The 14,618-nt window shown below is 67.6% G+C and carries 13 protein-coding genes and 1 riboswitch; of the genes, 8 read left to right on the top strand and 5 right to left on the bottom strand.

Annotation, left to right across the window (positions count from 1 at the left end; translation table 11 throughout):
- The first annotated feature begins 40 nt into the window (after positions 1–40).
- A complete protein-coding gene (locus AYX06_RS18380; protein WP_062737376.1) occupies positions 41–415 on the top strand; it encodes a hypothetical protein in 375 nt (124 codons plus the stop codon).
- Positions 416–433: 18 nt separating this feature from the next.
- On the opposite strand, the gene AYX06_RS18375 is transcribed toward AYX06_RS18380, so the two are convergent.
- Positions 434–1,681 (bottom strand): IS256 family transposase, encoded by a 1,248-nt coding sequence (locus AYX06_RS18375; RefSeq protein ID WP_062737375.1) that lies wholly within the window; start codon positions 1,679–1,681, stop codon positions 434–436.
- Between the two features lie 887 nt (positions 1,682–2,568).
- Here AYX06_RS18375 and AYX06_RS18360 point away from each other — a divergent pair.
- Positions 2,569–3,114, top strand: coding sequence for a DUF3093 domain-containing protein (locus AYX06_RS18360; protein WP_084271834.1), 546 nt, complete (start codon positions 2,569–2,571; stop codon positions 3,112–3,114).
- A 40-nt stretch (positions 3,115–3,154) separates the two neighbouring features.
- Here AYX06_RS18360 and AYX06_RS18355 read toward each other — a convergent pair whose 3' ends face one another.
- The 4 genes from AYX06_RS18355 to ctaD all read right to left on the bottom strand — a co-directional run bounded on the left by AYX06_RS18355 (position 3,155) and on the right by ctaD (position 8,132).
- Positions 3,155–3,844, bottom strand: a complete 690-nt coding sequence (locus tag AYX06_RS18355; RefSeq protein ID WP_062737372.1) for a metal-dependent transcriptional regulator — start codon at positions 3,842–3,844, stop codon at positions 3,155–3,157.
- 44 nt (positions 3,845–3,888) lie between these two features.
- A complete protein-coding gene (locus tag AYX06_RS18350; protein ID WP_186374934.1) occupies positions 3,889–5,169 on the bottom strand; it encodes an Nramp family divalent metal transporter in 1,281 nt (426 codons plus the stop codon).
- 193 nt (positions 5,170–5,362) lie between these two features.
- Positions 5,363–5,992 (bottom strand): methyltransferase family protein, encoded by a 630-nt coding sequence (locus tag AYX06_RS18345; RefSeq protein ID WP_309221587.1) that lies wholly within the window; start codon positions 5,990–5,992, stop codon positions 5,363–5,365.
- Between the two features lie 424 nt (positions 5,993–6,416).
- The gene (ctaD, locus tag AYX06_RS18340; RefSeq protein ID WP_062737369.1) at positions 6,417–8,132 is read right to left on the bottom strand and encodes an aa3-type cytochrome oxidase subunit I; all 1,716 of its coding nucleotides are present in this window, start codon (positions 8,130–8,132) and stop codon (positions 6,417–6,419) included.
- Between the two features lie 434 nt (positions 8,133–8,566).
- Positions 8,567–8,718: riboswitch (cyclic di-AMP (ydaO/yuaA leader) on the top strand.
- A 2-nt stretch (positions 8,719–8,720) separates the two neighbouring features.
- On the opposite strand from ctaD, the gene AYX06_RS18335 reads away from it, so the two are divergent.
- The 6 genes from AYX06_RS18335 (at position 8,721) to AYX06_RS18310 (ending at position 14,430) form a co-directional block, all read left to right on the top strand.
- Positions 8,721–9,338 carry a C40 family peptidase gene (locus AYX06_RS18335; RefSeq protein WP_062737368.1) on the top strand — a complete coding sequence of 206 codons (618 nt, stop codon included), beginning with the start codon at positions 8,721–8,723 and terminating at the stop codon, positions 9,336–9,338.
- A gap of 430 nt (positions 9,339–9,768) precedes the next feature.
- Positions 9,769–10,137 carry an ArsR/SmtB family transcription factor gene (locus tag AYX06_RS18330; RefSeq protein WP_062737367.1) on the top strand — a complete coding sequence of 123 codons (369 nt, stop codon included), beginning with the start codon at positions 9,769–9,771 and terminating at the stop codon, positions 10,135–10,137.
- Positions 10,134–11,048 carry a cation diffusion facilitator family transporter gene (locus AYX06_RS18325; protein WP_062737366.1) on the top strand — a complete coding sequence of 305 codons (915 nt, stop codon included), beginning with the start codon at positions 10,134–10,136 and terminating at the stop codon, positions 11,046–11,048. Before AYX06_RS18330 ends, AYX06_RS18325 begins: the two co-directional genes overlap by 4 nt.
- Positions 11,049–11,101: 53 nt before the next feature.
- The gene (locus AYX06_RS18320) at positions 11,102–11,785 is read left to right on the top strand and encodes a DsbA family protein (protein WP_062737365.1); all 684 of its coding nucleotides are present in this window, start codon (positions 11,102–11,104) and stop codon (positions 11,783–11,785) included.
- Positions 11,786–11,789: 4 nt separating this feature from the next.
- Positions 11,790–13,790 carry a cytochrome c oxidase assembly protein gene (locus tag AYX06_RS18315; RefSeq protein WP_232319481.1) on the top strand — a complete coding sequence of 667 codons (2,001 nt, stop codon included), beginning with the start codon at positions 11,790–11,792 and terminating at the stop codon, positions 13,788–13,790.
- Complete coding sequence (locus AYX06_RS18310) at positions 13,783–14,430, top strand: vitamin K epoxide reductase family protein (RefSeq protein WP_062737363.1); 648 nt, start codon at positions 13,783–13,785, stop codon at positions 14,428–14,430. Before AYX06_RS18315 ends, AYX06_RS18310 begins: the two co-directional genes overlap by 8 nt.
- Positions 14,431–14,618 lie beyond the last annotated feature (188 nt).

Raw genomic sequence — 14,618 nt, 5'->3', positions numbered from 1 at the left:
TCTGGCACACTCAATCCCCGCATCTCGCCAGGAGATCAAAATGTCTTCCACTCCCGCATCGTCCACGCCTACCGCCAATCTCAACAGCCGGCGTTACTTCTCCAAGGCTATTTTGTCCATGGCCTCGCTCACCTTGGCCGCAGGCGGCCTCGCCACCCTCGGTGCACCGGCCCAAGCCGCGCTCACGCCGACCACCCAGGTGCCATCCGCCGCGGTGGAGACCCAGGGTCAACAGCAGCAGAAGGGCTGTGAGGTGGATGCTTACAAGCCGCATTACAAGAAGTATCAGGGGAAGCATTACGCCGCGTTCCCCTTCAAGGTGAAGTGCGACAAGGGCTACACCAAGGTGCAGGTGAAGCAGTACTACTACGCCGAGGACAAGCACGGTAAGGTCAAGCCCCGAGTAGTGGTGTAACGGTCCTCCGGTTGGGGGTCAGGCTGTGAGCGCGGTCAGGGGGTCGGTGGTCACCTCGTTTCCGGCGTCGGGCACGACGCCGAGCCGGCAGCGGGTGAGGACCTCCAGGCCGAGGTAGCGGCGGCCTTCGGCCCATTCATCGGTCTGCTCGGCCAGCACCGCCCCGACCAGGCGGATGATCGCCTCGCGGGAGGGAAAGATCCCCACCGAGTCGGTCCGACGCCGGATCTCCCGGTTCAGCCGCTCGGCGGGGTTGTTGGACCAGATCTGCATCCACACGTCCTTCGGGAACGCGGTGAAGGCCAGCAGGTCGACCCGGGCGGCATCGAGGTGATCGGCGACCTGGGGCAGCTTCTCGCCCACGTAGTCCAGCAGCCGGTCGAACTGGGCGTTGACCGCCGCCGCGTCGGGCTGGTCGTAGACCGAGTGCAGCATCGCCTTCACCGCCGGCCACATCGACTTCGGGCAGATGGCCATGAGGTTCGCCGCGTAGTGGGTGCGACACCTCTGCCAGGCAGCCCCGGGCAGGTGGGCGGCGATCGCCTCCACGAGCCCGGCATGGGCATCACTGGTGACCAGGCGGACCCCGCCGAGGCCGCGGGCCACCAGGTCGGCGAAAAAGCTGTTCCAGGCCGCCCCGGTCTCGGACGTGGCCACGCGCATCCCCAGGACCTCGCGGTGCCCGTCGCCGTTGACCCCGGTCGCGACGAGGACGACCGCGTTGACCACGCGCCCGCCCTCGCGGACTTTCATGGTCAGCGCGTCGGCGGCGACGAAGGTGAACGGCCCGGCTTCGTCCAGGGGCCGGTGTCGGAAGGACTCCACGTGCTCATCGAGGTCGCCGGCCATGCGCGAGACCTGGGACTTCGACAGGGAGTTGATGCCCAGGGTTTTCACCAGCTTGTCCATCCGGCGGGTCGAGACTCCGGCGAGGTAGCAGTCGGCGACCACGGTGATCAGGGCGGACTCGGCCCGCTTGCGGCGCTCGAGCAACCACTCCGGGAAGTACGTGCCCGAGCGCAGCTTGGGGACCGCGACGTCGATGGTGCCGACGCGGGTGTCGAGGTCGCGGTGACGGTAGCCGTTGCGCTGGGCTACCCGATCCGGGGACGGGCGGCCCCACTCGGCGCCGGCGACCGCCTCGGCATCGGCGGAGAGCAGCTGGTTGATCATCGACTGCAGCAGTTGCCGCATCAGATCCGGGGAGGCGTCGGCCAGGGCTTCACCGAGCAGGCCGGCCGGGTCGACAATATGAGGTGCGGTCATCGTGATGACTCCGTTCGAGAGTGCTGTGAGAGGTTCACTCGAAGGATCACACGGTGGCCGCGCTCTCGTCGGGAACGATGAGCAAGGCCACCGGGCTACACCACTATGCGGGGCTCAACTCACGGTAATTCCCACGAGCACGGCAGCGACTACTACCAGTACAGCTTCAACCACCACGGCGGTGAAACCTGGGGCGGGGGACACTGGCGCCACGTCAATCACCACCAGGACAAGAAGGTGTACCACGTGGTCAAGTACCGCTACTGGGACGGTCACGGCTGGTCGGACTGGTACAAGGATGTGAGCCACAAGACCAGCCTCGGGCACTGATCGGGCTCTGGTGGGGGCCAGCCGGCTCGCGGCTGGCCCTCACTCTTCGACCGCGGCGAGGGCCTTCTCCGCACACCGCCGTAGCGGATCACGGCGCCCCGCAGCATCCCGTCTTGCACCACTCGCGAAAACTAGTTCTGGGGCGACGGAACCATGACTGAACCGTCCCGGTCTCGGGGGTCGAACTCCGTGGGCAGCGGCACGGTTCCGTCCCCCCACGTAGAGGGTGTCCTTCGCGCCGTCGCGAAGATGAAGGGAGGGAAGCTTCCCCGTTACGGGTGAGGGCTGAAGCCCACGAGATGGAGGGGCAGGAGGGGGTCACCCCGCCGGGCCCCTCTGCACAGCCGGTCCCCAAGGACCAGGCCGTCCTGGGCGAGGTGATAGATCAGGTACTCCACTCTGCCAACCACGGATGCCGGGGGGTGACCATCGCCTGTGCCACGGAGCACACGGTTGGACTGTCCGATCAGCCCAGGAGCCTCAGCATGCACTGGGTCTGCGCCCCGTGATGGCAGACCAGCCGGTCCACCGGATCGCTGTCATGAGAGAATTGGAACATGTCCTACCCTGCGACGCTCGGCGCCTTCCCGCCCAATGAATCCCGCGGCGCCCAGGGGACGTCGCCGGACAGACTTGTCGAGGACCCTCCCGCGAAGGTCGACCCGAAAACGGTCTTGTACGAGGAGAGATTATCTGCCGCGTGGTGGATGTGGTTGCTCGTGCTCTTCGCGGGTCTGGTGGGTCTGATCGCCCTGGCTCCGATCAACATGTGGGTCGGGGCGGCGGTGGGGGCTGTGGTCGCCGGCGGCACTGCCGTGGCATTGATTGCCTCGAGCACCGGAATCGTGATCACCGGGGAGTCGTTGCAAGTGGGGCGCGCTCGTATTGAGCGCCGATTCGTGGGTGAGGCTGAAGCGTTTCGCGGCAGCGCCGTCCAAAGAGTGCGCGGCCCTGAACTGGACGCCCGCGCTTACATGAACTTCCGCGTTTCCGTGGGCCCGGTGGTGCGCATCCAGATCACCGATCCCGTGGACCCCACCCCGTATTGGTTGACCTCAACCCGTCACCCGGAGCGCATGGTCGAGGTTCTCTCCGCCGGCTGAGCGCGGCGCCCACCGGGGCATTCCCCGGTGGGCGCAGCTTTCAGAGGCTCCGGTGAGTCTTGAGGGTGGGTGTCACCCAGATGGCTTCGGCTTCCGTCGGTGCCAGCTCGATCGCGGTGTGGTGATACCCCGGTACACCGGTCGTTCCGCTGGCTTCCTGAGCGATGACACGAAAAGCCCCACCCGGCACGAGGCCGCAGTCGCGGAACCGGGTGAGGCGGTGTGGGTCGGCATCGGAAAGACGAATGATCTCGTATCGTCCCGGCTTCGCCTCGGTGAGTCGGGTGGTATTGAGCGGGCGGCGGGTGCGTCCCTGCGCGGTGGGGATCGGGTCCCCGTGTGGATCCACCGTGGGGCGACCCAGCCGGGCGTCGATGCGTTCGATCATGGCGTCGGAGGCGGCGTGCTCAAGACGTTCGGCCTCATCATGAACCTCCTCCCACGGATACCCCAGCGTGGTGGCCAGGAAGGTCTCCAGCAGCCGGTGCCGGCGCACCATCGCCACCGCGTACGCACGCCCCTGAGGGGTGAGGGTGACGGGCTTGTAGGGCTGGTACTCGACGAGCCCCTGGCCGGCCAATCGCTTGACCGTGTCGGTGACGTTGGGGGCAGAGGTCCCCATCCGTGCCGCCAAGGCTGTGGTGGTGATCGGCGGGTCGCCCCATTCGGTGGCCGACCAGATCGCCTTGAGATAGTCCTGGGCGACCGGGGTGATCTCACTCAAGTCCATAGGACCCACGCTACCGAGTGCCGCACCGCAGCTGCCGGGCCCATTCAATCGGCTCCGGCGACGGTCAGGATGATCAGCGCCACGTTCAACGACACGATCAGGGCCACCACCACCCAGGCGGCGACGGTCAGAGCCACCTTGTTCACGAAGACCCCCATCAGGGCGCGGCTGCTGCTCAGCCGCACTAACGGGATCAGAGCGAAAGGGATGCCCAGGCTCAGCAGCACCTGGGACAGCACCAGCGCCCAGGTCGGATCCACTCCGACCGCGATGATGACCAAGGCGGGGATCAAGGTGATCAGCCGACGGACGAACACCGGGATGCGCAGGTGCAGCAAACCGCCCATGATTGCCGACCCGGCGTAGGAGCCCACCGAGGTCGAGGCCAGCCCGGAGGCCAGCAACCCGATGCCGAAGGCGATCCCGACGGCCGGACCGAGGGCGGCGGTGATCGCCGCATGGGCTCCTTCGATGCTGTCGGTACCGGGCACCCCGGCGAGGTTGCCCGCGGCCAGTAACAGCATCGCGATGTTCACCGACCCGGCCACGAGCAGGGACAGCAGCACGTCCCACCGGGTGGCGCTCAGCAGCCGCGGCAAGGCCTCGGTGGGCACTGAGCGCCCGTGGCGATCGCGCGCCAGGGCGGAGTGGGCGTAGATGGCGTGGGGCATCACCGTGGCCCCGAGCATGCTCGCGGCCAGCAGCACCGTCGGGGTGCCCTCGAACCGCGGCACGATCCCGGCGACGGCCTCACCCCAGGACACGGGGCCGAAAAACAGGCCGGTGACGAAACCCGCGGTGACGATCGCCAGCAATCCGGTCACGACGAACTCGAAGAACCGGGGGCCGCGGTGGGTCTGGAGGACCAGCAGCAGCATCGAGATCACCCCGACGATCACGCCCCCGGCCAGCAGAGGGATCCCGAAGAGAATGTGCAGGGCGATCGCCCCACCGATCACCTCGGCCAGATCCGTGGCCGCGGCCACCAGCTCGGCCTGGACCCAGTACCCCAGTCGCCGGCCCCGGGGCAGACGGTCACCCAGCAACTCGGGCAGACTCGATCCGGTGACCAGCCCGACCTTGGCCGAAAGGTACTGGATGAGGACCGCCATGGCATTGGCGGCCACCAGCACCCACACCAGCAGATATCCGTACTGGGCGCCGGCAGTGAGATTCGCCGCGACGTTGCCCGGATCCACGTAGGCCACGGCGGCCACAAAAGCCGGGCCCAGTAACCACGGCAGCGGCTGCCGGCGCACCCACCGCTCCCCGGGGGAAGAGGCGGCAGCGCCCGTGGAGCCGGTGCGCCCCGTCCCGATCCTCATAGAAAGTTAACCTATACGAACTTTTCGCTGCGGGGAACCGGAAGCCTGACTGCCGGGCACGCTCATGATTTCCCGGGCTTCGCCTCCACGAAAGGTGGATGGCATCGACGGCCGATCACAGTGGCGCGGAACGTCAGAGGTGCGGGCTTCCCGGGCGGGTGAACTGCCGGCCAGTGGCGGTGGCACGACACGCTCAGGATCTCGGCTTACCCGGGGTTGCGCGGCGGAGCCGGCCGAGGCCGGGCACGAACCGGCCGGTGGCTGCGGCATAGGAGGCGTATACCTGTCGGTGGGTGCGCAGCAGGTAAGGCTCTTCGACGAGACGGACCTGTAGCTCGACGGCCACCAGCAGGCACAGCAGGGCTGCTGCACTGACCGCGGTGGGCACCAGAAGGGCCAAGCCGGCCATGGTGGTGAGCATCGCCGTGAAAATAGGGTTGCGCACCACGGCGAAAGCCCCGGTGGTGACCAGTTCTGTCCGTTCGGTGGCGTCGACGCCCACCCGCCAGGAGGCGCCCATGCCGGCCTGGGCGGCCAGTACACCGAAGAACCCCACGATGGTGATGAACGCCCCGGCCCAGGTGAAAGCCGCTGGTAGTCGGGGCGCGGCCACGGCGCCGGTGAGGGCGAGGACAGGCCCTGCTGCGCCGAGGACCAGAGCGATCGCGAAAAGTATTCCGCCCCACCACTCAGCAGAGCCAGGCGCCCCGCTCAACCCGCGGAAACCGGTGGACCCGGTGCGGCGCCGATGGATCCACGACCGCGCACCGAAGGCCACCGCCAGGCCGGCCAGATACAGGCTCAGCGCCAGAGCCGCGGCCATCATAGTCCTCCTCGATCAGGCTCATTCCAGCCCCCGGGCTGGCCCTGGCGGGGCGTGGAGGCATACTCAAACCACCCCCTAACAGTACACGGAAACCTGTACTTTTAGGGGGGAAGCGTGGTGACCCTTGCCCACATCTCGCCCCTGTCCCGGTGTGCCGTAGCGCAACTTCACCACCGGCGTTGGGCAGATGTCCCTGGATGAGTGGCGCCCGGTTCGTTTCGCCGTCGACCAGTAGAACTCGGCCGGGAGGTGAAGCGGACATGCCATCTCCCTTTTTCGGAGAAGCCCCGTGGTGTGTCGGCGACCAGCAGGAGCCTCGTCCCTTTTCGGTTGCAGGGCCAATCCGCCCCTCCCGTGCCGCAGCACTACGAGGGTTTCCCTGGCCGTCACCGCACCGATGAAGATCCTGGCAGCGAGAAAATTATTCCTTCCGCGTGGCGATGGCGGCGTCGTCGACCGGGGACTGCTGCGGGGACTCCGCGGCCAGCTCCGGGTGGTGCAGGTCCAGCGCCGGCCGCTCGGAGCGGATGCGCGGCAGCGAGGTGAAGTTGTGCCGCGGCGGCGGGCAGGACGTCGCCCACTCCAGGGATCCGCCGAAGCCCCAGGGGTCGTCGACCTCGACCTTGGTGCCGTTGCGCCAGGTGGTGTAGACGTTCCAGAACCACGGGATCATCGAGACGCCGAGGAGCATCGCCCCGACCGTGGAGATCTGGTTCATCCAGGTGAAGTTGTCCTCCGGCAGGTAGTCCGCGTAGCGCCGGGGCATCCCTGAGACCCCGAGCCAGTGCTGGATCAGGAAGGTCATGTGGAAGCCGAGGAACAGCAGCCAGAAGTGGATCTTGCCGATCCGCTCGTTGAGCATCTTGCCGGTGAACTTGGGCCACCAGAAGTAGAAGCCGGCGAACATGCCGAACACCACGGTGCCGAAGATGACGTAGTGGAAGTGGGCGACCACGAAGTAGGAGTCATTGAGGTGGAAGTCCAGCGGCGGGGCAGCGAGGATCACCCCGGTCAGGCCGCCGAAGAGGAAGGTGAACATGAACCCCAGGACCCACAGCATGGGGGTCTCGAAGGTGATCGAGCCCTGCCACATCGTGCCGATCCAGTTGAAGAACTTCACCCCGGTGGGTACGGCGATCATCATGGTCATGAACGCGAAGAAGCTCAAGAACACGGCTCCGGTCACGTACATGTGGTGGGCCCACACGGTCACCGACAGCGCGGCGATGGTGATGGTCGCGAACACGAGGCCCTTGTAGCCGAACAGCGGCTTGCGGGAGAACACCGGGATGATCTCGGAGACGATGCCGAAGAACGGCAGCGCCAGGATGTAGACCTCGGGGTGGCCGAAGAACCAGAAGAGGTGCTGCCACAGCACCGCCCCGCCGTTGGCCGGGTCGAAGATGTGCCCACCCAGGGTCCGGTCCATGCCGAGGGCGAACAGTGCAGCGGTGAAAGGCGGGAACGCCATGATCACGAGCAGCGAGGTGATGAGCGTGTTCCAGGTGAACAGGCCCATCCGCCACACGGTCATGCCGGGGGCGCGCATCGCGATGATCGTGGTGATGAAGTTGACCGCGCCCATGATCGTGCCGAAACCGGACAAAATCAGGCCGAACACCCACAGGTCACCACCGGAGCCTGGGGTGAAAGAAGCGTTGCTCAGCGGTGCGTAGGCGTACCAGCCGAAGGAGGCCGCGCCCTGCGGGGTGAGGAAGCCGGCGGTCGCGATCAGCGAGCCGAACAGGAAGAACCAGAACGCCAGGGCGTTGAGCCGCGGGAAGGCGACGTCGGGGGCGCCGATCTGCAGGGGGACGATGACGTTGGCGAAGCCGACGAACAGCGGGGTGCCGAACATCAGCAGCATCAGCGTGCCGTGCATGGTGAACAGCTGGTTGTACTGCTCCTTGGTCTCCAGGATCTGCATGCCCGGGGCGAAGAGCTCGGCGCGGATCAGCAGCGCCATGACGCCGGCGAGGCAGAAGAAGGCGAAGGAGGTGATCAGGTACATGTACCCGATCGTCTTGTGGTCGGTGGAGGTCAACCACTGCACCACCATCCGGCCTTTGGAGCGCGGCACGACCGTCGGGTGGGCTGTGCTTCGGAGCTGGTCGGCGGTGTAATCATAAATAGCCATGCGGTCTCCTCGGGCCCAAATGCCGTACGTATTCAAACGCCGATTACCGTAGCGCACATAGCTGGAGCTGCTCGGGGACGATTCTTGTACCGCCATCCGTGGAAATTTCCCTGACATCGGCCACCGAGCCTTTTAGGGCGGCACGCGTCCCCGCCACAGCGCGGTCAACGGCTCCCCGTACCGTCCGCACGCACCACAAAGGCATGTGCCGCCCGCCACGAGGCGCCATAATTTGCAGGACATTAATAGGAAAAAGTCGAGAAAAATTTACAACTTCATCAAATCTTGATTGTTTTCTTTATAGTTCCTATACATTCCCGAATGGGATTGTGATTGTTTCGTGATCTTCTTGTACTCTTCGATGCGTGCCGGCCACTGATCCTGTCGGCGCCTTCGGGCACATCGCCGAATTCTGCCGGTGCCCGAGGTTCATTACACAGAAACTGCTTGGCAGAAGCGGGGGAACCACATGCGGTCCCGATGATTCGGGTCCTAGGGGTTAAGTCGCCAGAGCATCCCGCCCTGCGACCGGGTGTCTCCCACCCGCATCCGACAGCTCACCTCGTAGGCAAAGGGAGGAGTACATCCATGGCATTCTTCAAGCACACTTCTGCTCGTCACCGCGCCGAGACCCCCTCGTGCCGGGCGCGTAACACCACCATCGCTGCTGCTGCTGGCGTGGCAATCCTTGGATCCGTGGCCCCGGCCCAGGCCTATGCGGAGCTCCCGGCTGCCCCGGCCGCCACGTCGTGGGCCCCGGCTTCGTCCTCTTTGGGGAGCCAGGGCTCCTACGTCACCCCGGCCCCGGTGGCGGCGCAGACGGCTTCGAGCGTGAGCCCGCAGTCCACCGCGATCACCGAGATCGCCCCCGCCACTGGCGGCATCGTGGGTACGGCCATGCAGGGTGTGGGCACCGGCTATGTCTGGGGCGGCACTTCCTTCGGTGCCTGGGACTGCTCTGGATTCACCGGGTGGGTCTACGCCCAGCAGGGTATCGATATTCCCCGCACCAGTTTCCAGCAGATCGCAGCCGCCACCCCGACCTCCACTCCGCAGCCCGGGGACCTGGTGTCTCAGAACGGTGGCAACCACATCGGCATCTACATCGGTGGCGGCAAGATGGTCTCTGCGCTGAACCCGACCCAGGGCACCTTCGTCCACTCCGTCAACGCCATGCCCCTCGATGGGTACTACACCTACCGCTGAGCTTCGCCCCACCAGTGGTGGCCGGTTGACGGGAGGCCTTCCGTCAGGTGCGAAGTGCTCCGAGAGGATCGTCATCGGCGACATATTTGGGGTACTTCGTGCCTGGATCGCAGAGTCGATCGGTCGCCACGGCCCGGCCGCCTTGCACCCGGTCGGGAAACGGCGCACGGGCGGGCTGCCCAGCGGAGCAGCGCAGAAAGTGATCATGGGCTCCACCCGTCTCCTGCCGGAGGCAGACAATCGCCTTCCCTCCCCGCAGGGGCATTGCGGCAACGGCCGCACGAGGTGCCGTGGTGGTTCGAGGACGGGGGCGCCGCAGTGGCGGACGGCACCCCCATCCGCCCACACCGTAGGGACACAAGCTGGACATTGCCCGAGCCTCGCTCGACCCCGCCCCTCTTTGATACAGATTCTGCTGTACGGTTGTGGCATGAGGATCTTGTCCCCGGTCGAGGTGATGTCCCGGTTCGGCAAAGCACTGGCCGATCCCACCCGGGCCGCGGTGCTGCTGCAGCTGCAGCAGGGCCCGGCGGTGCCCTCGGAACTGGCGGCCCAGATCGGGGTGAGCCGGCAGATCCTGTCCAACCACCTGGCCTGCCTGCGCGACTGCGGGCTGGTCGTGGGCGTGCCGGCCGGACGCAATGTGCGCTATGAGCTCTCGGACCCGAAGCTGGCCCACGCCCTGGAGGACCTGCTGGGCACGATTCTCACCGTCGAGGCGGTGTGCCAGTGCGGCACGCCGGAGTGCGCCGCCGAGGAGCTCGCCGGTGCGGCCAGCACCCAAGAGGTTCCGGCGTGAGCGGTGAGCACGATCACGCCCACGGTGCCACCGGGCGGCGGGGAAAGCTGGCAGTAGTCTTCGCCATCACCGCCACGATCATGGTCGCCGAGATCATCGGCGCGGTGATCTCGGGCAGCCTGGCGCTGCTGGCCGATGCCGGGCACATGTTCACCGACTCCGCCGGGCTGCTGATCGCGCTGATCGCGGCGACCCTGGCCCTGAAGCCGGCCACGGACAAACGCACCTGGGGGTACAAGCGGGCGGAGATCGTCGCCGCGGCCGCCCAGGCCTCGGTGCTGCTGGCCGTGGGCGGGTTCGTTGCCGTCGAAGGTATCCGCCGGCTGCTGGAGCCCCCGGAGGTCGAGTCTTCGGCCATGCTGTGGTTCGGGGTGATCGGGCTGGTCGGCAACATCATCGGGCTGATCATCCTGGCCTCGGGGCGGGGAGAGAACCTGAACATGAAGGCCGCCTTCCTGGAGGTCGCCAACGACGCCCTGGGCTCGGTGGCGGTCATCGTCTCCGCGATCGTCATCGCCACCACTGGGTGGACCCAGGCGGATGCGATCGTGTCCCTGCTGATCGCCGCCCTGATCGTGCCCCGGGCCCTGATTCTGCTGCGCGACACCATCGAGGTCCTGATGGAAACCACTCCCAAGGGTCTGGATCTGGATGAGGTCCGCACCCGCCTGGAGTCCCTGCCCCACGTGGTGGGGGTGCACGACCTGCACGCCTCACGCATCGACTCCGACACCCCGGTGCTCTCGGCCCACGTCACCGTCCACGACGGCTGCCTGAGCGCCGAGCACGCCGGTGTCGTGCTGGCGGATCTGCAGGCCTGTGTGGCCCGTGACTTCGACGTGGCCATCGAGCACTCCACCTTCCAGATCGAACCGGCCTCCCACCGCGGGGACGAGACTCTCCGCCACTAGAACCCCTCCACTCCCGGTATGCCCTGCTGCCTGAGACAGAACGGAAACCCCTTGTGAGCACTACCGCCAGTACGAGCGCCCCCCAGCGGAAACCCTCGAAGGCCAAGATCCTCGTGTGGATCCTCCTGGTCGCCATCGTGGCCGCCGTGGCCATCCCGATCCTCATCGCCCGTGCCAATTCCACCCCTGAAGTACCCGAAGATGTGGGGCAGCTGGTGCGAGAGAACAGCCGAGTGCTCTCGAAGGCCCCGGATGAGCAGGCGGTGCTGGTGGAGTTCCTGGACTACGAGTGCGAGGCCTGCCGGGCCGCCTACCCCTTCGTCGAAGACCTGCGGGCCGAGTACGGCGACACCGTCACCTTCGTGCACCGCTATTTCCCGTTGCCGGGTCACCGCAACTCCGTCAACGCCGCGGTGGCCGTGGAGGCCGCCGCCCAGCAGGGACAGTACGAGGCCATGTATCAGCGCATGTTCGAGACCCAGGCCGAATGGGGGGAATCGGCCGAGGACCAGAGCGCACTCTTCCGCGGCTTCGCCGAGGACCTCGGCCTGGACATGGCCGCCTTCGATGCCGCGGTGGCCGACCCGGCCACCGAAGAGCGGATCAAGCTCGATGTGGCTGACGGTGAAGCCCTGGGCGTGGCCGGGACCCCGACGTTCTACCTCGACGGAGAAGTGCTCAACCCCGAATCCCTGGAAGCCTTCCGGGCCGCTGTCGAGACCGCAGCCACCGACTGACCCGATGACCAGTCCATCCCGCACCACCACCACACCACCGCCCGCCCCGTCGGCGCCGGCCCTGGCAGTGGTTGGACGGCGCCGGGGCGTCGCCACCGCTGCTCTCATCGTTGTCGGCCTGATGACCCTCACCGTGCTGTGGGTGGCCCTGAGCTCCTCCGGGGCCACCGCGGCCCGGGAGGTGCTCGATCCCGGGGCGATGGTGCGCTGGGGACTGCCGGCGGCCACGACCGTGCACCATCTGGCCATGTCCATCACCTGGGCAGGGCTGGTCTTCGCCACCACCGTCGTGCCCCGGTCCACCCCGGCCCACGGCGCGAGAACACCCGGAGCCGAGCACCCGGCCTTCGCCCGGGTGCTGAACGTGGCCGCGGGGGCGGCGGCGGTGTGGACGCTGGCCGCGGTGGCGATCATCGTGCTCAGCTACGCCGACACCATCGGTGCCCCCGTCTCGGGCTCGACCGAGTTCACCGGACAGCTGGGCTACTACGTGACCCGCCTGATTCCCGGCCAGGCGTGGGCGGTGACCGCGGTGATGGCCGCGCTCACCACCACCTTGGCCGTGCTCGCCCGCTCCCCGGGGCCGGTGACCGCCACCACCGTGGCGGCCCTGGCCGCCGTCATTCCGCTGTCCCAGCTCGGGCACGTGGCCGGGGTCGATGACCACAACGGGGCCGTCAACGCTTTGGCCCTGCACCTGCTCGGGGCCGGGATCTGGACCGGCGGGATCATCGTGCTCGCCCTGCTCGTCCCGCTGTTGACCACCCCGCAGGCCACGCACGGCGTGCTGGTGCGTTTCTCCGCCCTGGCCGCGGTGGCTTTCGTCGTGGTGGCCGTCTCCGGGGTTATCAACACCGTCTACCGGATCGGTGGGTGGGACGGGCTGGCCTCCGGCTACGGGGCACTGGTGATCGCCAAGACGATCGCCACCGTGGCCCTGGGGGTGCTCGGGTACCTCAACGGCCGGGTCATTGCTGCCGGGCCTGCGAGCCGGGGCAGGGTGTGGCGGCTGATCACCGTGGAGGCCTTCATCCTCTGCGCGGTGATGGCCCTGGGCGTGGCCCTGGGGCGCACCCCCACCCCGGTGCCCCTGGAACGGGAACCGGACATCACCGCCGCCGAGATCCTCACCGGCTACCTGCTGCCCCCACCGCTGAGCGCCTCCGGGTGGGTCACCCAGTGGCGCCTGGACTGGCTGTGGATCGCCGTGGCGATCCTCGCAGCCTGCCTCTACCTGGCCGGGGCGCGACGCCTGCGCTACACCAGGACACCGTGGCCGGTGGCGCGCACGGTGGCGTTCCTGGCCGGACTCGTGCTGCTGGTCTATGTCACCTGCGGGCTGCCGGCCGTCTACGCCCCGATCCTGTTCAGCATCCACACCACCGCCCACCTGCTGCTGGCCTTCCCGGTGCCGTTGCTGCTGATCGCCGGACGACCCGGGCTTCTGGCCGCGGCCCTGGTGCCGGCCCGCACCGACGGCTCCACCGGGGCGCGCGAGCTCACCACCGCATGGCGCACCTCCCGGACCGGGGCGCTGATGGCCCACCCGATCCCGGCCGCGGTCCTGGTCCTGGCCGGGCTCGGTGTCTTCTACTACACCCCCGCCTTCGCCCTGGCCCTGCACACCCACGTCGGCCACGAACTGATGAATACCACCGCCCTGGTCCTGGGCCTGATCTTCGCCGCCGCCGTGCTGGTCCCACCACGCGACCGGGCTGCGGTGCACACCCAAGCTCTGACGCTGGTCGGGACAGCCACCGCCCTGGGGCTCTGGGCGGGGGCCACCGCCCTGTCCCCAGCGCTGATCCAACCGGAGTGGTTCTCCGGGCTGGGGAGGGACTGGGGCCCCGCCCCGCTGGCGGACCAGCAATCCGCGGCCAGCTCCATCCTCCTGGCCGGGGCCCTGCCCCTGTTGGCCACCGCCCTGGCCGTCCTGGCCCGAAGACCCCAGGCCGACACCCCTGTCATCGACAACGGAACCGTCAAGGACACCCACCATGGCTGACCCCACCACCAGCACCACCCATCACACCGACGCCGGCCCGGCCACCGAGACCCACCTGCCCGGCTTCGCCCGGTACCGGCCCTTCGCGGTCCTGCTGCTGGTGACCGGGGTGATCGGTTGGATCGCCTCCGGTGTCCTGGTGCTCGAGCGCCTGGCCCTCTACCGCGACCCCGGCCACGTCACCAGCTGCGACATCAACCCCTGGGTCTCCTGCGGGCAGGTCATGGGCACCTGGCAGTCGGAACTGTTCGGCTTCCCCAACCCGCTGATCGGCATCGTCGCCTTCGCCGTGGTCATTACCACCGCCATGGCGGCCCTCTCGGGGGCGCGGTTCGGGCGCTGGTACTGGATCGGGCTGCAGGTCGGGGTCACCGCCGGGGCGGTGTTCGCGATCTGGTTGTGGTCCCAGGCGCTGTTCTCCATCTACATCCTGTGCCTGTACTGCATGATCGTGTGGGCGGCGATGATCCCGCTGACCATCCTGCTCACCGTCCGCAACCTCGCCCACGGCGTGATCCCCGCCCCGGCGGGGCTGGTGCGCTTCGCCGCCGACTGGGCCTGGACCCTGGTGTCCATCACCTACGTCGCGGTGGCCGCCTCGGTGTTCTTCCGCTTCTTCACCGCCTTCACCGGCCTCTGACACCCACCGGTCGCGGTGCTCCCACGGGGGTCGACACCGTCGACGGTGTCAGACCCAGCTTGCCCATCAGACTCATCATCCGTGGCCCATGTTCCGCTGACAGACATCGGGTGATCGCCGGCCGCGTCCGGTCGGACGCGTTGCATCAGGTCGCCATCGCAGGGGCTCGGGATCCCGTCTTGGAAGGT

The organism is Kocuria turfanensis (assembly GCF_001580365.1).
Classification (GTDB): Bacteria; Actinomycetota; Actinomycetes; order Actinomycetales; family Micrococcaceae; genus Kocuria; species Kocuria turfanensis.
This window is presented reverse-complemented; position numbering and strand designations above follow the sequence as displayed.